The organism is Bacteroides intestinalis (genome assembly GCF_003464595.1).
GTDB lineage: Bacteria > Bacteroidota > Bacteroidia > Bacteroidales > Bacteroidaceae > Bacteroides > Bacteroides intestinalis_A.
This window is the reverse complement of the sequence record NZ_QRZF01000003.1, coordinates 36,052-56,512: the sequence shown is the minus strand read 5'-3', so window position 1 is coordinate 56,512 and position 20,461 is coordinate 36,052. Positions and strand designations below refer to the sequence as shown.

Genomic DNA, 20,461 nt, shown 5'->3' with positions numbered 1-20,461 from the left:
TAAAATAATGTTATAAGTTTTATTGTTCTTTCCGAACTGCTTCCAGTTCGGTAGAGACGGCATCCCACTCTTCCATCACAGAGTCGAGTTGTTGCTTCAGTTTCTGATGCTGCTCGTAAAGGGCCATATCCGAAGCTCCCTCGGGAGTTGCCATCCGGGCTTCGAGAATGGCGATGGCAGACTCGGTCTGTTCTATCTCTGATTCACAGTCGGCAACGCGACGTTCCAGCTTTTTGAGTTTCTTGTTCAGTTCCTTCTGTTCTTCATAGGAAAGCTTGGCACCAGAAGACTGAGTGGCAGTATCCGTATTCTCTTTTCCACCGGAGGGTGAGGTAGAAAGTGCGGGTGCTTTCTGCAATTCGTTCAGGCTTTCTATCTGCTTCTTTTGCAGGAAGTCGTAGATGCCACCGAGGTGTTCTTTCACAATTCCACCACCGAACTCATATACTTTAGTCGCAAGTCCGTCCAGGAAATCACGGTCGTGGCTTACTAAAATGACTGTACCGTCAAATTCGCGGATGGCATCTTTCAGTACATCCTTCGAACGCATATCGAGGTGGTTGGTCGGTTCGTCCAGTATCAGGAAGTTCACGGGTTCCAGCAGAAGTTTGATCATTGCGAGACGGGTACGCTCTCCACCGGACAACACTTTCACCTTCTTATCAGAAGCTTCACCTCCGAACATGAAGGCACCGAGGATATCACGTATCTTCGTGCGGATGTCGCCTACGGCTACGCGGTCGATGGTATCGAATACTGTCAGGCTTTCATCCAGGAGTTGTGCCTGGTTCTGGGCGAAGTAACCGATCTGTACATTATGACCGAGGGTGAGCTTACCGGTATAGTCGGTGATTTCTCCCATGATACATTTTACCAGGGTGGATTTACCTTCACCGTTCTTACCTACGAACGCCACTTTCTCACCACGGTTTATGGTCAGGTTGACATCGTGGTAGATGACATGGTCGCCATAGGCCTTCCGGACATCCTCACAGATGACAGGGTAACTTCCGCTACGGCTGCTGCAAGCAAACTTCAGGCGCAATGCAGAGTTGTCTTCCTCATCTACCTCAATGCGTTCTATCTTTTCCAGTTGTTTGATGCGGCTCTGCACCTGTACGGCTTTCGTGGCTTTATAGCGGAAGCGCTCGATAAAGGCTTCCGTATCTTCTATCTGTTTCTGTTGATTCTCGTAGGCACGGAGTTGCTGTTCACGACGTTCCTTGCGGAGTACAACGAATTCGTCATACTTCACTTTGTAGTCGTAAATCTGTCCGCAAGTGATTTCGATGGTGCGCGTGGTGACGTTATTGAGAAATGCACGGTCGTGACTCACCAATACCACGGCATTGGCACGTGTGGAAAGGAAGTTTTCAAGCCATTGGATACTCTCAATATCCAAGTGGTTGGTAGGTTCGTCGAGCAACAGCACATCGGGACGGCGAAGCAGGAGTTTGGCAAGCTCGATACGCATACGCCAACCACCGGAGAACTCACTGGTGGAGCGGTCGAAGTCTTCGCGGCTGAAACCTAAACCTTGCAGGGTTCGTTCTATTTCAGCACGGAAGTTGGTGCCGCCCATCATCAGGAAACGTTCGTTTTCATGAGTGAAACGGTCGATGAGTTTATGGTATTCTTCACTGTCATAATCGGTGCGTTCGGCAAGTTGCTGGTTCATGCGTTCGATGTCCGCCTGCATTTCGAAGATGTGTTCGAAGGCAAGTTCCGCCTCTTGCATCACGGTACGCTTATCACTGAGAATCATCACCTGCGGCAGGTAACCGATAGTACATTCTCGGGGAATGGCAACGACGCCGGAAGTGGGCTGCTGTAGTCCGGCCAATATCTTGAGCATGGTAGACTTACCCGCACCATTCTTGCCCACCAGGGCGATGCGGTCTTTTTTGTTGATTACGTAAGAGACGTCTTCGAACAGAGGGGTTGCATTAAATTCTACCTTCAGTCCTTCTACTGATATCATAGTGTCAATGAATTTATCGTTCAGGGCTGCAAAGGTAACGATTTCCAGCGGGATATGACATCGTAAGCCTATATTATTGCATCAAATCTACATAAAAGAGCACTTTATTCTTCTACTTTCAGCGGCAGGATGATTGTAAAACGTGTACCCTTTCCGGGTGTAGACACTACTTTGATCTTCCCCTTGAAGCGTTCGATGATTGTCCGGCAGATAGCAAGTCCCAATCCTGTGCCTTGTTTGAAGGCGTCTCCTTTGTAAAAACGGTCGAAGATATGTTCAATTACTTCTTTTGCCATACCTGTTCCGGTATCTTCCACAAATATCCTTACAGACTCGGAGGAAACGGGCCGGTAGCCTATACGGATATTTCCTTCAGAGGTGAACTTTATCGCATTGTTCACCAGATTGTTGATAACCTGGCTCATGCGGGTAGGATCAGTATAAATGGTAACCTCCTGTCCGGGAAGATCCAACAGTAGTTCCACACCTTTCCGCATATTCATTCTTTGCGCACTGCCTATCTCATTCAGCACCCGATGGAGAGAGATGCTGCAAAAATTGAATTCCATGGTGTTCGACTCTATCTTGGAAAGGTCCAGAATATCGGAAATCAGGACCATCAACAGTTGGCTGTTCTTTTCAATCAGGGAGGTGAACTCGACGATGTCGTCCTTGGTCAGGTCTGAGTCTCCGTAGGCCAGCAGCGAGGAAAAGCCAACGATGGCATTGAGCGGGGTGCGTATTTCGTGACTCATATTGGCAAGGAAGATACTTTTCAGTTCATCACTGTGCCGGGCTTTACGCAGGGCTTCGTTCAAACGGTCTTCAGTATCCTTATACTTCTGGGTACTCATGCAGATGCCAACGACACGGAAAGGGGTTTCTTTCAACTGCCCAACGTAGGTGGACTGGGCTTCGAACCACTCCCAACTGCCGTCGTCACGGCGGAGACGGTATTCTACAGGTTCTTCATTAAGGTTGCCATCCAGTTGTGAGATCAGAGCGTCAAACACAGATTGCCGGTCATCGGGATGCACCAGATAGGCAAATTCTTCGGAAGTGAGGGCGTTGTCTCGGTTGGGGATGCCCAGGTATTCGAAGTAGCGGGGATCGATAATCATGAGGTTGCGTTCCAGGTCGAATGACCACTGGAATATCTGCGTGCGGCTCAGGGCGATGTTTAACAGGTGTTTCTGGGTTCTTTCTTCCAGCACATTGCGGTAGTAGAGTACGATTCTTACCAGCCGGTCTTCTTCATACACGCCCATCAGAGCGCCTTGTATCAGGAAACTGATATGCCGTTTCTGTTCATAGATGAAACAGTTGGAAGACAAGGGAATGACACGCTGGCAACCTCCGTGCAGTTCCTGTAAATAACGGGGTAGGACATTCTGTTTATCCTGCACTACTTCCAACAGATCGAAGACAGACTTTCCGATGATGTCCGTATCCAATTGAAGTTCATCACTCATCTGTTTGTTCACGCGCCAGATGCGGTCTTCGAGGTCGATCATGACAATACTGACGGGCCATACATCGAACAATTGTTCGGCAATGGCGTTCACTATCCGTACTTCTTGGGGTATATCAGCGTTCATAAAGGGTTATGTTTATCGTGTAGGCAGCAAAGGTCGGGCTTAAACGGGTAGGTGGCAAACAAACCGAAAGAATTTAATATTCCATTTAGACGCAGAAATATTCCATCATTCACACCTTTACATCTTTTAACGGGACAAAAAGAGATGAAGAGTCGAATTTAACGGTTATTCCTGTGGATTATATATCAATATCATTCAATTTTGCAGACCTAAAAGGCAAGACATGGGTATAACTAAATTCAATATACATGCAGACTTCATTGCATATCAGCATATCACGGCAGGCGGGCTGAGCCATCTGTTGGGACAGGCTTATAAGACGGAAGGAGGCATTTTCGCCCTTTGCAGTAAGGGTTACTTGAAAACAATTATTAATCATACTGAATATCGGATTGGAGCGAATGAACTGATAGCCGTTCCTCCCGAGACTTTCGTCCAGCTGCTGACCGCATCAGATGATGTGGAAATACATGCTGTCATGTTCTCGCAGCAGCTGATACAGCATGCCGGAATGGGTAAGAATATGATGGATAAGTTTCATATCATCGGCAAGCATTATGTTTTCTCGTTGTCGGAAGTAGTTTCGCAACTTTACTTGGAGATGTTTACATTTCTGTCGCATCTTCATAAGGAGGTTGGGGAGAAGTTGAGCGAAGCTGTGCTGCAGTCGTTCCTAAGTCTGATGTTGCAGGGGATATCCGAACTTTGCCCAGAACAGACGAAGCTGAAAGAAACGCCGGGCAGCAGGCATTTCCATCAGTACCGGATTTTCGTCCGGATGGTACATGAGGAATATGCCCGTGAGCACCAAGTGGCGTATTATGCCAAGAAGATGAATATGCAGCCGTCCGCCCTTTGCCGGCTTGTCAAGAAAGAGTCGGGGCATACGGCAATGGAGATTATCAACAGGACGCTCATCATGGATGCCAAGACGCAACTGCGTACAGAGAATACGCCGGTGAAGGATATTGCGCTGAATTTGGGGTTCAATAATGCCGCTTTCTTCAATAAGTTCTTTAAGAGACATGCGGGGGTAACGCCGCAGATGTTTCGGAATTCGGAAAGAGAGTGAGGTTATAGAAAAGTGTCCCTTTCGCGAACCTTTTATGCTGCAAACGAGTTAAATAAGAAGTACTAGAGACTTTTTACGAAAAATACAACTACGTGCATTTGATAAAAACCCCTATGTTTGCGTCATGAAAAAGTTACTGCTGACTCTGCTCACCTTCCTGATAGCCATTGATGTGGCTTATCCGCAACTCGCCATCCGCCACCGTTTAGCCACTCCCCGACCTGCCGACTCGCTCGATATAGACTATTACTCCCGAAAAAGGGGGCTTCAGGCGGGCACCATGGTCTTCGGTATCAATATGGGAGTCTGGGCCTTCGACCGCTACATCCGCAAGGCCGACTTTGCCTACATCAACGGGCGTACTATCAAGGACAACCTCAAGCATGGTTTCGTGTGGGACAATGACGCCATGGGCACCAATATGTTCATGCACCCCTACCACGGCAGTCTGTACTTCAACTCTGCCCGGTCCAACGGATACAATTTCTGGCAGTCCGGCCTCTTCGCCTTTGGCGGCAGCTTCATGTGGGAGATGTTTATGGAAAACGAATATCCCTCTACCAACGACATCATTGCCACCCCCATCGGCGGTATGGCCCTGGGTGAAGTGACTTACAGGGTTTCCGACCTCATCCTCGACGACCGGAAAACCGGTTGGTCACGCTTCGGACTGGAGTTTGCCGGGCTCCTGGTATCCCCCATGCGCGGGCTAACCCGTATCATCAACGGAGACGCCTGGAAGCGACGTTCCACTTCGGGCAAGCAATTCGGGGTACCCGATGTAAGTGTGGATGTATCTCTGGGCATACGTACCCTGGAACTGAAAGACGAGATTCTGGACAAAGGTGTGGGGCTGGCCTCCGAAATCAACGTCGAATACGGCGACCGCTTCGATGCGGAAGATACCAAACCCTACGACTATTTCTCCATCCAGGCGAACCTGAACTGGCAGAAAGATCAACCGGTCCTGGGACAGATAAACATTGTTGGCCGACTGGTAGCCAAAGAGTTGGTGAACAATGAGAAGCACTATCTCAGCCTTGGGCTGTACCAGCACTTCGATTACTACGATTCGGACACGATATCGGCAGTATCGGCAAAAGTACCTTATAAATTCTGTACACCCGCTTCCGTGGGCGGCGGCCTCATCTACAAAAGAAACCTCAAACGAAACTGGGGAATAGACGGTTACGCCTACCTCAACGCCATCCTTCTGGGAGGTGCCCTCAGCGACTATTATCAAGTGGACGAGCGCATCTACAACCTGGCCAGCGGCTACAGCAGCAAGCTCAACTTTAACTTTACCTACAAGGACCGTCTTGCCATATCCACCATCTACGAAGTCTACCACATGTTCACCTGGAAAGGGTATCCCCAAGACATCAACTGGGACGAAGTGGAACCGAAGACGCTCAATGCACAGGGCGACCGTTCGAGGGCCATTCTCCATGCAGTCGGCCTCCGGCTGGACCTGAAATTGCGGAAGCAACTGTACCTCACCGGCACATTTATGAACTACACCCGCGATACCAAATACAGGTATCACGCCAATGTCTTTTCCAATACTTCGGAAGGGCGTATTATGCTGACTTATAAATATTGATGGAGAGGCATCACCATTGCCTTACTCATATATTTTCCATTCCCACAACCCCGCATCTCCCCGCAGAATATGTAAGCGGAGATAACGTGCCCCACCGATACCCACAGCCACATGGGGAGACCGTGCCTGAAGTTTCTTTTCTTCGGCACACGCCTGCCAATGCTTACCATCGACAGATTTCTCCAGCCTCCACGTATGCCCTTCTGTGGGCTTGGTGAAATAGAACTGGCATTCACCAACGTTGCGCATCTCTTTCAAATCCACCGTAATGTACGGACTGCTATCCGTGATGGCAGCCATCCAACGGGTTCCGTTCGATTCATCGCCTACATAGGTAGCCTGATAGGTATGTGTACGGGTATATTTCTTCACCGAGGCTTTCTCCGGCAAAGGATCATTCGGTTGTGTCTCAATGTCTACCACCACCGTACGGGGAGCTTTCTCACTGGAAGCCCGGAAGTCAGCCTGCAACGCCAGGTTCCGGCGTGCCTCCTGAGGAGCGGACAGATAGCCTACGCCATGCATATCGGGCACTAAGGTCTTGATGGTTCCATCTTCATTAAATTCCATCCGGTTGGCATATACTTGGCGGGTAGTTCCACCGTCGCCATATTCCAAATAGAGAAAAATGTACTCATCCGTCTTTTCATCATAGAAGATATTACCATGGCCGGGGCCCCAGACTTGGTTTTCGGGAGCGGAGAAGAGGAAGATATCATTACCTTCCGGCTTGACGAAACCACTAAGCGGAGATTCACGGCTCATCATATAAGCATTGACATAGTTCTGATTTCCACTCAACGTATATACATAATAATAGATACCTTTCCGCTTAAACATCAATGGGCCCTCGGAATATCCCTGACGGGCAGTCTGCATAGTCAGCGGCTCACCTTCTATATGAAGCCTGTCAGCAGAAAGACGGGCAGCCAACCGACGGCGCCAGAAGAGATAACCGTTGCCATCGTCATCAATAAAAGGTTCCCCGTCAATGTCATTTACGATAAACGGACTATCCACACCTTCCGTTCCCGGAGCAAAAAGCCCGTTACCTTCAGCAAAACGGAAAGGACCATCCGGACGATCAGCTATCATGACATACGTACCCATCTTCTCATCCGGTTTCACAAAGGTGACGTAGAGGTAGTAAGTACCGTTCTGCTCAATCACCTTTCCGGGAGCCCAATAACGGAAATAGCCAGTTTTCTTCTCTCCTTTGTCATTCACCCAATCATAACCTTTCGCCCAGTCGAAGCCCTGGATGTGCGAGCCTTCAAAGCTCCAGTTCACAAAATCTTTCGACTTCCACACTACCGGTGTTCCGGCACGACCGAGACCATAGTCCAGGTCAGTGGTAGCATAGAGGTAGTAGGTATCGCCAAACTTAGAAAGTGAAGGGTCAGCCAGATTATCGGGAATCAGAGGATTATAATTACGATTTGCTATCAAAGCTTCCACAACGGAGGCATCCACAGCAAAAGCCGTCCCGTGACGGATGCCACGAGGGAATGAAACCAGGTCGGACACGTCTTCCCAAGTCTCACCATGATCCAGCGAACGGACTGCGCCGTAACGGTGGTCGCGGTATTTATCGAAATAAACATAGAGCGTATCACCTACAAACAAGGGGGCAGGTCCTTCAGCCCAGTAGTTTCCAGTGATAGAAGGGGAAACTTTAGTAGGGAATCCTTTCGCCAGATTTCTGGTACGGGTAATGCGGAGATTCTTCTCCGGAGGATTGGAGTTTTCATTCTTCACCACCATAATCAGCTCCTCGTTCTTCGGGTCTTTCACGATGGCAGCATCAATGACGCTGAAATCGGGATTGAAAAACATCTTGGTCTTTGAAAAGGTCTGGAAATCTTTCGTGGTTACGTAGTACATGCGATGGTTCAACCCTTTCTCACTCTCACTGGTTGCCACTTCTTTATGACGGCCGGGAATAGTGGTTGCCCAGAAGATATAATATGTCTGCGACGGCTCATCGTAGAAAAGTTCGGGCGCCCAGCAATTGTGAGCAGTCGGTTCGTGCATCATGACGGGGATGGCTCGCTGCTCACTCCAATGAATAAGGTCGCGGGAAGAGGCATAGCCGATAATCCGGTCGGTCCAACTGGAAGTCCAGACCATGTGAAAGGTGCCGTCGGGTGCCTGGCAGATACTCGGATCACGCATCAGTTTATCTTTACCCACGGCAGGGGTCAGGTAAGACTTGCCACCATTCAGGGCGGTCCAGTTCAGGCCATCGTAGCTATAAGCCAGATGCAGTCCGTCTCTGCTGTCGTTGATGAAATAGGAAAAAAGGTAAGCCGTTCCATTGGCACAGGTGGTCATCAGGGTACCGAAGCACAAAGCCAACCAGATAAGTACAGTTTTCATGATTTATTCAAGATTAATGATTTCATTGCCTACAAAGATATAGCATCTCCGGAACATACCGAAACGGAAAAGACTGGAGAAATGAACCGATACCTGTAATATTGTGTAAAATTCAGTTGTCCAATCAGAAGAATACCTTTACCTTTACACCGATACTATAAATATCAACCCAAAAACTCATTACAGAGCATGAAAGAAGAACGTAACATACAGGCCTGTCAAGTAGGGCCTCATTTCTTTGACATCGTCTCCACCATTCCGAACTGGAGCATAGAAACACTGCTTCCCTCCTTGAAACCATTCCTGTTGACTCTTGAAGAGTTAAAGAAGAAAGCACCCAAGATGATGTTCACACTTACCGTCGAGCAGGAAAGCAAAATCACCGAAGAAGAGCGGGAAGACAACACTAAATACCATCCACTCGTCGAGTTCGAATGGGAAGGAGCCAAGTGCAAGATCAGTATGATACCGAACACGACCTCGCACCTCATCACCATCCTCGCCCCCAACGATCCGAAGGAGTACCTGACCTATTTCTACTATGGATTCGCTTCGGGCGTCCTGTTCCTGCACGAGACGGAGGCGGACGCATTCGTGCTCAACAATATCCTGATGATGAGTTATGCTTTCAATACGGCTTGTTCCGATACTGTATTAATGCACGCTTCCGTTATAAAAAAAGATGGAAAGGGATATCTCTTCCAAGGCAAAAGCGGAACGGGAAAGAGTACACACAGCGGATTGTGGCTAAAACATATCCCCGGCTGCGAACTGCTGAACGATGATAATCCCATCGTGCACTTCAACCAGGAAACAGAAGAAGCCACAGTTTACGGTTCACCCTGGAGCGGAAAGACGCCTTGCTACAAGAATGACTCTGTTCCTGTAGGGGCATTTGTACGATTGGAACAGGCGCCGGTGAATGAGATTCAGCGGGAGAGTCCGGCACGGGCATTCGCATCGCTATTGCCATCGTGCTCTAATCTGAAAGAAGTGAGAGAATTGAATAATGGTGTCATCGAGACAGTGAAATATCTTGCGGCCCATACTCCGGTGTATTTTCTGAAATGCTTGCCGGACAAGGAGGCGGCGGAGGTTTGTTTTAATACAATTAAGCAACAAGCTACAAGCTAAACCAACATTATGATAGATAACGGACGAAAAAGAATCATCCCCAACGAGGTACTGTTGCCCGAAGTAGCACGCCTCATCAGCGAAGGACATACCGTAACCCTGACAGTCAGAGGAAATAGTATGAACCCGTTTCTTGTGGATCGTCGCGACCGCATTGTCTTAGGTCCTTTTACCGATAACGATCTGCAACTGAATACGGTCGTACTCGCCAGAGATACGAACGGACGTATCGTTTTCCACCGCATCACCCGTCGTAACGGCAAAGAGCTAACACTGCAGGGCGACGGTAATATACGGATAACCGAACAAACGAATGTAGACGATGTCATGGGAATAATGATTGCCGCCATCCGTAAAGAAAAAGAATATCCGTGCAATGGCCGTGTCTGGCAGCGCTATTCTTTCTGGTGGCTGAAACTAACCTCTGTAAGGCGATGGCTACTGGCGATATTCAGAAGAATCAGAAGAGTAACAACCCAATAAGTACGAATAATGAAAATCAAGGACGGATTTACTTTACATCAGATTAGTGACGAATACATCATCATGTACAACGGCACTCAAAATGTGGATTTCAATAATATCATTAGTCTGAACTCTACAGCAGCCTATCTTTGGAAACATGTGGAAGGAATGGATTTCAATGCCTACACCCTTACCGACTTCCTTATGGAAAATTATGAAGTAGACTCTGAAACCGCAAAGCGGGATGCAGAACAACTGATAAAGAATTGGCTGGAAGCCGGAATCATAAAGTAAATAAGCTACGAGTTACTAACTCATTATGAAGACAAAGCAAATAAAGTACATCTGGGAAGTATCTCGTGGGCAACGGGGACGTATTCTCCTCTCCTGCCTCACAGGTATCATTGGGGTAGCGGTCTCTCTTGCCTTTATTTATGCCTCCAAGGTCGTCATCGACATTGCCACAGGCGCCGCCATCGGAAGCCTGACCAATGCCGCCATCCTTACCATTGCTTTGTTAATCGCCCAACTTCTGTGTGGAGCCGTCGATACCTGGCTCAGTGCCCGTATGCAAGTGGAAACAGAAAATGCACTGCGCCATCGCCTCTTCTCCCGTCTATTGCAAAGCCGCTGGAACGAATTGGAACGCTTTCACACCGGCGACATCGTAAACCGGGTGGAACAGGATACTGCTTCCATCGTGGAGTTACTGACCAGCACGATCCCTGCTTTCATAGTTACCATCGTTCAGTTGATAGCCGCATTTGTATTCTTCTGCTTTCTCGATCCGTCCCTGCCCTGGGTAGTGGTAGGTATTCTGCCTATCTTCCTATTAGGTAGCCGCTTCTATATGAAACGAATGCGCCGCTACACCCGTGAAATCCGGCAGAGCGACAGCCGCATCCAATCCGTTATACAAGAAAGCCTACAACACCGCACCGTCATTAAAACCCTAGAACAAGGCGACCGGCATATCGGAAAACTGGATGATCTGCAAGATGCACTCCGTAGTCAGATATTCGGTCGTACCCGCTTTTCACTCTCTGCACGTATGCTGGTGGCATTTGCGTTCTCCGGCGGCTATCTTACAGCATTCCTTTGGGGTGCTATGCGCCTCAGCACAGGCAGTATCACCTTCGGAACAATGACCGCCTTCCTGCAACTGGTAGGAAAAGTACAACGGCCTGCACTCGATCTTTCACGCCTGCTACCTTCCTTTATCAATGCCCTCACCGCTGTAGAACGATTGATGGAACTGGAAGAACTTCCCGCTGAAGCAAGCGGAGCATCACAACTATTCCCCCAAACCCCGGATTTACAATTGAAAGATGTCACATTCAGTTATTCAACAGGTGACCGACCTATACTAAATCACTTCTCCTGCAACTTCCCCGCCGGAAGCTGTACTGCCGTATTGGGTGAAACTGGCGCCGGAAAAACCACCCTGATCCGGTTGCTTCTCGCACTCGCTGACCCGCAAGAAGGAAGTATTACCCTTTCACCTGCAAACATAACACAATCTTCACTCTCAACTCTTGAAGTTTCCCCTCAAACCCGTTCCAACTTCGTCTATGTCCCCCAGGGAAACACTCTTTTCAGCGGTACCATTCGTGACAACCTACTAATGGGTAATCCCCATGCCACTGAAACCGAAATGCTCCAGGCTCTCCGCACCGCCTGTGCCGACTTCATCCTCTCTCTACCGGATGGAATAGATGCCAATCTCAATGAACAAGGTGGCGGCCTCAGCGAAGGACAAGCCCAGCGTATCGCCATCGCCCGCGCCCTCCTCCGTCCCGGACACATCCTGCTGCTGGACGAAGCCACCTCTGCCCTTGATCCCGAAACAGAACGACAATTAATTAAAAACCTGCGCAGAGACTGCACAGGCAAGACATTCATCTTCATCACACATCATCTGGCAGTAGCCGAGGCTTGCGAAGCTACGATACAACTTTAAAAGATGCATTGCCGTGAAATTAAAAAGGGAACCATCTCACGATGACTCCCTTTCATTCCTAATTTTAAATTTGCTTTCGCAAAGTTCTCCAAACTTAGAACAGCTTGGCAGGATATTCGCCTGCATCCACTAAAGCCTGGATTTTATCTACAACGCTTTGGCGATCTTCAGGATAAGTCACGCCAAACCATTTGCTTGTAGTATCGAGGACTTCGCATGTAGCGACACCGTCCTGAATCAATTTATCTACCATCAACGGAATGAAGAATTCACTCTTCAAGTTCTCCATATTCTTCGGATCGCTCAGGAAGCTCTTGAAGAAATCGCAGCTGTATGCGAAGTAATCGGGAGTAAAGCCCCAGAAGTTCATACTTACCGGAGTTGTTTCGGGAGTAGCTGCCCATTCGCCATTATCGTCAATGTATTTCACTTCGCCATCCATACGCTGGATCTTAGTGCGTTCTACAACAGAAGTCAGCAGGTTGTTGACATCCGTACCGCAAAGGCCGCGAGATACAGTACCGCTATCGCTCAATGTATTGCCAATGCGGAAACCTACCATTGAATATACATTCTTTGAACCTTCGGGCAGTGCAGAAAGGAATTTACCCATTACCTGGAAAGAGTCGCGACCATAGAAGTCGTCGCAATTGATAACAGCAAACGGTTCCTGAATTACATCAGCACCCATCATTACGGCATGGTTGGTTCCCCAGGGTTTCGTACGACCTTCGGGACAAGTGAAGCCTTCGGGCAGATCGTCGATAGACTGGAACACCAGTTCACACGGGATATGACCTTCATATTTTGAAATAATTTTATCACGGAAGTCTTTCTCAAAATCCTTACGGATTACGAAAACGAGCTTACCAAATCCGGCGTTAATGGCGTCATAAATTGAATAGTCCATAATAGTTTCGCCATTCGGACCCAGTCCGTCCAATTGCTTCAAGCCACCGTAACGGCTGCCCATTCCGGCTGCCAATAAGAATAAAGTTGGTTTCATACTTAGTTATTATTTAAAAAGGTTAGTGTATCCTTGTTTTGATTACGGGGGCAAAATTACAAAAAATAAAGTCAAGAAAGGTAGACAATTGGTTCATATTTTAGCTCTATCGTACAAAACTCACCGTTAGAACGGATAGCCGATAGCAAAATGCCATGCCATACCATCTTTAAACTTCGGAATATTATAATATCCCTTCTTTCCTGTATCATACGGATCATGCAGTGCCACACCCCAGTCGAAACGGAATACGAGGAAGTCCAGGTCGTAGCGCAGACCGGCACCTGTGCCCAAAGCAACTTGTTTCGGGAAATTCTTCAACGTCAGCTGCCCATTGGGACGGTTTTCATCCTTACGCATCAACCAGACATTACCTGCATCGAGGAAGACAGCTCCGTGCAGATCGCCGAGAATACGGAAACGATATTCCACGTTTGCTTCCATACGGATATCGCCCACATGGTTGATATAGGAATACTTTTTCTCTTTATCAGGTGGATAGCCACCGGGGCCGATACTGCGTGCAGAATAGGCACGGATACTGTTGGCACCACCTATGTAGAACTGTTCGGTATATGGTGCAGTCGTCGCATTTCCATAGGACCATATAAATCCTCCTGCAATACGGGAAGCAATCATCTGGTTCTTATCTATCCGGTAATGATAGCGAAACTCCGAATTTAGCTTCAGGAATTGCGCGAAAGGCACTCCCAGCAGCTTCTTGTCTTCTTTGCTGAACGACTGTCCGAATGCCTTGTAAACCAAAGAGGTCAGGTTACCGGCAGAACCGAATGTAGTCTGCCACCAGATGGGGTTACGGATACTGCGGAGAGAAGCGTTATCATAGGTGTATGTATATTCCATTTTGGGAATAAACTGATTACGGAGGCTGATGTAAAGGGCCGGATTCTGAGCTTGTATTTCCTCAAAAGCCGCAGTCGGATTACGCAACACGTTAAATGTCAGTTGGAAGGGCGTGATACTGTGTTTCCGGGTAGGCACAGGCTGAAAGTCATACGTGACGTTTCCACCGAAAGCAAGCAGTTTATAGTACTTGGCACGGTTCATCTGGTCTATATAGACACGGAAGGTGGTGGAAGCCGGGAAGTCATATTCCTTGGTACCCATCCGGGGAAAGACGATACGCGGGAAGGTAAGTGCAGAAGATAAGCCCAACTCGTAACTATTCATCAGCGAGCTGCTGTTCTTGCCTGTCTGCCATTCATAAGAGCCGTTCACTTTCACATTCCAGGTTTCACCACCGCCGAAGACGTTGTTCTTCGTCACGGTAAAGGCGGCACCGGGACCGGTCTGGTTATTGCTCTTCATGGTGATATTAAAGTCCAGTTCGGCATCATACGGTTTATCCAGCATGGCACGAATATTCACATCCAACGTATCGGAAACGAGTGCCGTATCACGAGGCGTGTACTGCATCTCCAGATAACGGAAAATACCTACACTTGCCAGACGCTCCTGGATACGGGTTTGCCGATACTGGCTATATAACTTTTCCGGACGACGGCGCATACCTCCCTTGTCCAGTTCCTGCCGTTTCCGTTGATAGCCTTGATAATTCAGCCAACGGTGAAGCATATTGGGACGTATTTTCAGTTTATCATAATAATGTATCCAGAAAGTCTTGTAGTAGAGACTGTCATTCGGCGTTTGCCCTTGCGGACCTTGGAGGTAAAAATTGGTTTTACCTACGAAGAAAGGGCGTTCAGCATCCTTCGGCATACCCGGAACGGGGATCATGCGCAGGCTGACGTGCCCACCGGGAACGAGAGTGGTGTCGGCTTGGTAGGTCAGATAGTCAGGGCGGAAATAGTAATACCCCATATTACGCAGCAGGCCGCTGATGCGGGTACGCTCACCATCAAGATCGGTAACATTGAACTGTTCACCCGGGCTGATCAGGGAACGACGGCGGCCGAGGTTGATAATCTGCATGGTGGTACTGTTGAATCCCCTATAATAAACGGTATCAATAAAGTACGGGTTGCGCATATTGACCGTGTATTGCAACTTGGCTTTCAGACTGTCCTTAGGATTAACGAAAGTTTGATAACTTACCGTGCCATTGAAGTACCCATAATCGTGCAGGATATTTGTCGCTACTTTCTGTCGGATGTCCGGATTAACGGAGGATATGAGCACGGGAGTAGCGGCAAAGCGGTTGAATATCCACTTTCCGAAACCTTTCTTGTACTTTCCAAAACCATTGTACACCCACAGTCCGAAAGGGAAAGGAATGCGGTATTCGGAGCTACCGAGCAGGGAGTTATTGGGAGCTTTGGCAAGGGCGGCTTCCACTTCTTCCATAGCGGTCTCGCCTACCTTGGTATCGGAGCGGTTCTCTACAATCATCGTCTTCTGACCGGTGTAGAGCACTTCGCCTTCAGGCAGGTGCTTAGTAGTGGAGCAGGCTGCCAGAAGCAGGGTTGCAAGGAGTATATATACAAGTTTCTTCATTTTATTCTTCTATGTATTAAGAATTTATGTATGTGCCTACCACCTCCCCCTTCGGGTACTCCTCCTCCCGGGAGGAGGAGAACTGAGAATGATTCGAGAGGCATCATACTATTGCTATTTCTTTTACACTATTCGCTTACAGGTTCTACTTTCTTCTTTCTCTTGAATATGAACAGCTCACTCAGGCGGTCCATCTTCCGGCGAAGCACAAGGCCGACACCTGTCTCGGTTATCTCACCGTCGAGCACACTTTCATAGTTCTTGTTGTGGAATACGCGGACATAGCGTGTACCACTATTATCCAGACGATACTCCAAAGAAATATTATCGATGAACGATTCTACGTCATTCGTTGCATTGGCACCACTGGACACTTTTCCACCGATAATGATCTGTACACGATCATTAAAGAAACGCTGCGAGTAACGGAAACTGTAGTCGGTCTGTTTATCGCCCGTTTCGGCAGCGGTACGGTCTTCAATACCCACGCTGAGGGAAGCATTCTTCAGGTTTCCGGTCAGTGAATTAATCTGGCTTTGCAACACACTGTTCAGTGCGGAACCCATGGTTAAACCACCACCTTTTCCGCTGTTATAAAGATACATACCGGTGGCAAGCATAGTGATGGCCTGCTTGCTTCGTTCATCGGCGCTCATTCCTGCCAACTCTCCCTGCACGGTGGCATCATCGGGAGCACTCAGATTAAAACTCAAATCTGGGTTCTCCAAACGGTTCTTGATGCTGATGGAAACGTCGAAGTTCACCATACGCGAACCACCGTCATCGCCATCGGATACGGAAGCGCGGACGCGTTCCGTAGCAGTCAGGTTGAGTGAAGGGTTCATCGGATTACCCGTCCAGTCCACATAACTTCCATTGACAAACTGGAACTCTTTCAGAGGAATAACGGGCAGGGCATATTTCATCATACCACCGATCAACGTATAGCGACCGGACAATGTGAGATCGCCTTGCGGAGTATATTGAAGATTCAGATCACCTCCACCTTCCAGTTCCACACGGCTGCTGCGGTCGGGACTGAGATCGGCACGTAAGCGTACGGCATCATCAATATGCACAGACATCAACATGTCCATACCGCCAAGCGACATAGTGGGAACTTCCGTTGCCTGTACCGAAGTAGTATCCGTAAAGGAAGTGAACGTAACGAGTTCACCCAAACGGTCTTCTACAGTCAGAGGAGAGTCAGTCAACACATAGGTCACATCTGTGTTACCCAGCAGATTCATGTTTCCGCGCATGGTCAGTCCATCCAGCGGACCACGTACGGTAGCATTCAAATCCACGAAGATTTTACCGTAAAGCATACTCTCGCGTGTACGGGGTGCATCGAGCAGAGTATAGTTTTGTGCACGCAAGGTCAGATTTGCTGTCGGTCGGTCCATATTCCGGAAGTCCACGTTTCCGTCTATCGTGAAGGGGTTACGACTGGTGGTATATATAGCAAACTTATTAAATATAAGCTGGTTATTCTCTATCTTCAACGGACGATTGTCGAACCAGTAGCGAGCACCTGCCTGACGGGCGTAGACAGAAACACTGTCTAATGAAAGATCGCCGCTCATCTTCGGTTTCTCCATATCTCCATTGATATAAAGTCCACCGTCAATATCACCTGTGAAAGTAACGACTTGATCGGGCATAAAGGCATTGGCAAGAGAAAGCGGGAAATGCTCGAAAGTGGTGTTGACTTCAAGCGAATCACGTCCATTCTTCTGAGTTAATACGGCATCGGCAGTCAGTACCTCCTGGTCTCCCGACCGGAAATAGGCGTTCAGATAGTGCGTGCCTTTATCACCCGGAAGCCATGTGGCACCCAGTCCGATGTTACCTACCGGCTGGCGTTCGTAAGTCAGCTTTTCCACACCGGCTTCAGCGGAAACTTGCAGGGAGGTTGCTGTTTGTATATAGTTTGCTTCCGCAGAGAAAAGTCCCGTGATACGGGGCATATAAGGCAGAATGCCACTTAGTTTATCCAGGCGGAAACGGATTAATTCCAGATTGATATTCTGTAAAGAAACGGTATCAGACCGGTCGGACTGCATACGGAAGCAGAGTCCGTCCTCACTGTCCATATCGACATTAGCGTAGACGCGCATATTCTTATGCAGATAAATCCAATCGCTGTTATCTACAAAGTGGAACTTCTGGAAAGCAATGATAGGCTCGGCAGGTGTCAGACGGAAAGCAATGCCATTGCCCCTTCCCCGCCCTTCTATCAAAGGACGGGCATTGATACCCAGATCGAGTCCGGTATCTCCCTTCGCATCCACATAATTCAGGGTCAGTTCGGCATCTTCGTTACGAATTTCTCCCGTCAGTGTACTGCGGAAGACAAACTGCGGGTTCTTCGGACCATTTATAACACCACCCTGCAACTTCATGCGTGCAGTGTCCTGGCTGATAGCAAAGAAAATGGTATCCAGTTGTAAGGAGTCCATACGCAGACCATGTATAGCAGTTCGTCCGTTGATACCACGTCGGGGCGTGGTGCCGAAACGCAATATAAAGTCATCAAAAGAAATATCCTTGGTTGCCAGGAAATAGCTGACAGGGTTCTGCTTACCGGCTTTCAGTTGCATACCGGCTGAGGGCAGTGCTTTCCGTAGTTCAGCATGATCGAGTTGTTTCTGTTCTATCTGCCGGGTGAGCAGTGCAGCAAAGACAGTACCCTGATCCATCAGTTTCTTCAAGGTGCTGCGGGCACGGAACTGGAAGTCGAGGTCGCCTGCATCCATGCTCATCTTGATAGAGTCGTGGCGTGCCTCGGCACCAAGAGTGAAAGCAAAAGGATGCTTCAATGGTTTGGGAGAAATTCCTAACTCATGCAGACCGATATTCTCCACATTCATAGCCACCTTGCCATCCAGGTATTTACGGTCAAGACGCATATCGGCATCCGCCTGCATCTTCAGCAGGGCATTGTCGCTCGTCATGTGTACAGTGGCAAGAGCGGATTTCAATCCGGCTGTCAGGTCGATGCCGGAGATATTCCAGTGTCCGTATTGTAATTCACCGAGAGAAGCTTGTACAGCAGCCACAGTACGGTGGTTGGCGGGATCGAATCCTTTTCCTTTGGCGGCAACCTTAGCCGAAAGTGTATAGATAGAATCTTTAGGCAGGAAGTGGTGCACTTGCAAGGCATCCACATGAAGGTCTGCCTGATAGGCTTCGGTAGAAGTATTGTAACGAGCCAGCAGATTCAACAGCCCTTCGCGTTCTTTCAACTTCAGGCTGGCATCATAATTGGAGCCATCCAAACCAAGTCGCGCAGCAAGGTGCATACTGTCCGGCACTACAATAGAGCCGTCGGGGGTGACACCTGTCAATCCGGTAAGGAAATTCAGATTCTGTGTCCGGATATCAAAGTCAATGCTTCCGTTGCGCGTCAAACTGTCGGTGAGGTTCCAAATCTCACCACCACCATTCAAGGTGAAAGCACCCGGCAGGTCGATATTGAAACGGGAAATCTGCATCTGCTTGAAGTTACCTTCCGTACCGGCACGGATGGTAAGAGGGCGGAAAGGATATGCATCCTTGAATGTATCAGGCAAGTCACCTGCAAAGAGCATTACATCCTGCTTGCCGATACGGGCATTGAAACGGGCGGAGAGTCGTCCGGAAGTGGGAATTTCTACCAATTCCCAATAAGTCTGGGCGGTGAAATCCATTTCACTGTGTGGGGTAAGCAATTTTAAAGAAGGCACCTGAATAACAGTGGAATCAGCAAATACCCGTCCCGTCAGTGAAGTGATGCTCAGGCCGGAACGCTCGTTCATGGAGAATTCCCGGATAACGGCATTTATGTTCCGTCCATGATAAAGCACGGAGTCCACTCCAATGCGAATATCCCGCAAGGCGATGTGCGAAGCATCGAAGCCCGGGGCAGGTTTCACACCGGTACTATCGGTAGCTGCAAGACTACCGGTATCTATCAGGCTATTAATGGCACTGAGCAATTGGCTACCCGTATCATAGTTTACTGTAGTACTACTCAACTCAAATTTCTTCAGACCGTACATCTGTCCGCCCAGGTCAGCAACCGCATCATCCACCTCTGCATCACCCAGACGGGCAGCAAGACGCATGGAATCCAGCGGCATTTGCAAATCAACGGAAACATTTTTCAGTGCCAACTTGTGTAAAGCTACTTTCCAGTTAAGGGCGGTAGTCGTGGTATCCGGTTCGGCAGTGGTAGTGTCGTTCATCACAACGAGCATATGAGTATCACTCAGTTCCACACGGTTGATGACAGCATCTTCTTTTTTCAGGTCTATACCGTGACTTTCAAGGAAAAAACACCCCAACACGCCACGTATGCGGATGCCCTCTATCAAATCGGCAGAATTCAGGAAAACTCCGTTTACGGTCACCTCGTCCAGTTCTACTTTTCCGCGTATCAGCGGCCATGCCTGCACGCGCACGTTCAGGCTTTCCAGTGTCAGCAGGGTGTCGGAAACCTGTTTCACGGCAAGGGAGTCGCCGGGAGCAGAGGAAATTTGTTTATCTGCCTGTATAGGCTGAATGACCTGCACACCGCGTACCAGCAGGTTCAGCGGAAAGCGGAGGTCGATGCGTTCAACAGATATATCCATACCCGTTGCCTCGGATGCGATGGCAGTGGCTTGCTTCCGTATCAGGTTCTGTACGGGAGGGATATAAAGCAATACCATCAGTATTACAAACAATATGATAGGGGTGAGCAGTATCCACACCACCCATTTCAACCATTTTCTTCTCATTAGGACGTCAATCGATAGTCAGTGT

12 protein-coding genes are annotated in these 20,461 nt (G+C 48.6%); 6 read left to right on the top strand and 6 right to left on the bottom strand.

Going from position 1 to position 20,461, the window contains the following annotated elements; all coding sequences use genetic code 11:
* Positions 1-19 precede the first annotated feature (19 nt).
* Together DWW10_RS05105 and DWW10_RS05100 are read right to left on the bottom strand one after the other, a co-directional pair.
* On the bottom strand, positions 20-1,981 hold the full coding sequence (locus DWW10_RS05105; protein ID WP_118421443.1) for an ABC-F family ATP-binding cassette domain-containing protein: 1,962 nt from the start codon (positions 1,979-1,981) through the stop codon (positions 20-22).
* A gap of 104 nt (positions 1,982-2,085) precedes the next feature.
* Entirely contained in the window at positions 2,086-3,579 is a 1,494-nt protein-coding gene (locus DWW10_RS05100) for a sensor histidine kinase (RefSeq protein WP_118421442.1), read from the bottom strand.
* Positions 3,580-3,802: 223 nt separating this feature from the next.
* On the opposite strand from DWW10_RS05100, the gene DWW10_RS05095 reads away from it, so the two are divergent.
* Positions 3,803-4,651, top strand: a complete 849-nt coding sequence (locus DWW10_RS05095) for a helix-turn-helix domain-containing protein (protein ID WP_118421441.1) — start codon at positions 3,803-3,805, stop codon at positions 4,649-4,651.
* Between the two features lie 124 nt (positions 4,652-4,775).
* Positions 4,776-6,254: a DUF3943 domain-containing protein gene (locus DWW10_RS05090; RefSeq protein ID WP_118421440.1), complete on the top strand. Its 1,479-nt coding sequence runs from the start codon at positions 4,776-4,778 to the stop codon at positions 6,252-6,254.
* Positions 6,255-6,275: 21 nt separating this feature from the next.
* On the opposite strand, the gene DWW10_RS05085 is transcribed toward DWW10_RS05090, so the two are convergent.
* Entirely contained in the window at positions 6,276-8,633 is a 2,358-nt protein-coding gene (locus DWW10_RS05085; RefSeq protein ID WP_182021352.1) for a family 43 glycosylhydrolase, read from the bottom strand.
* A gap of 189 nt (positions 8,634-8,822) precedes the next feature.
* Between DWW10_RS05085 and DWW10_RS05080 the strand changes: the two genes are divergently transcribed.
* The 4 genes from DWW10_RS05080 to DWW10_RS05065 are packed head-to-tail and all read left to right on the top strand — an operon-like array spanning position 8,823 to position 12,192.
* Positions 8,823-9,767, top strand: a complete 945-nt coding sequence (locus tag DWW10_RS05080; RefSeq protein ID WP_118421439.1) for a hypothetical protein — start codon at positions 8,823-8,825, stop codon at positions 9,765-9,767.
* Positions 9,768-9,776: 9 nt separating this feature from the next.
* Positions 9,777-10,250, top strand: a complete 474-nt coding sequence (locus DWW10_RS05075) for a S24/S26 family peptidase (RefSeq protein ID WP_022391704.1) — start codon at positions 9,777-9,779, stop codon at positions 10,248-10,250.
* Positions 10,251-10,259: 9 nt separating this feature from the next.
* On the top strand, positions 10,260-10,526 hold the full coding sequence (locus tag DWW10_RS05070; protein WP_022391703.1) for a PqqD family protein: 267 nt from the start codon (positions 10,260-10,262) through the stop codon (positions 10,524-10,526).
* A gap of 25 nt (positions 10,527-10,551) precedes the next feature.
* Complete coding sequence (locus tag DWW10_RS05065) at positions 10,552-12,192, top strand: ABC transporter ATP-binding protein (protein ID WP_022391702.1); 1,641 nt, start codon at positions 10,552-10,554, stop codon at positions 12,190-12,192.
* 94 nt (positions 12,193-12,286) lie between these two features.
* On the opposite strand, the gene DWW10_RS05060 is transcribed toward DWW10_RS05065, so the two are convergent.
* The 3 genes from DWW10_RS05060 to DWW10_RS05050 form a co-directional block, all read right to left on the bottom strand.
* Positions 12,287-13,198 carry a nucleotidyltransferase family protein gene (locus DWW10_RS05060; protein WP_022391701.1) on the bottom strand — a complete coding sequence of 304 codons (912 nt, stop codon included), beginning with the start codon at positions 13,196-13,198 and terminating at the stop codon, positions 12,287-12,289.
* A 126-nt stretch (positions 13,199-13,324) separates the two neighbouring features.
* Positions 13,325-15,673 carry a translocation and assembly module lipoprotein TamL gene (gene tamL / locus DWW10_RS05055; RefSeq protein WP_118421438.1) on the bottom strand — a complete coding sequence of 783 codons (2,349 nt, stop codon included), beginning with the start codon at positions 15,671-15,673 and terminating at the stop codon, positions 13,325-13,327.
* 128 nt (positions 15,674-15,801) lie between these two features.
* Complete coding sequence (locus tag DWW10_RS05050) at positions 15,802-20,436, bottom strand: translocation/assembly module TamB domain-containing protein (protein WP_118421437.1); 4,635 nt, start codon at positions 20,434-20,436, stop codon at positions 15,802-15,804.
* Positions 20,437-20,461 lie beyond the last annotated feature (25 nt).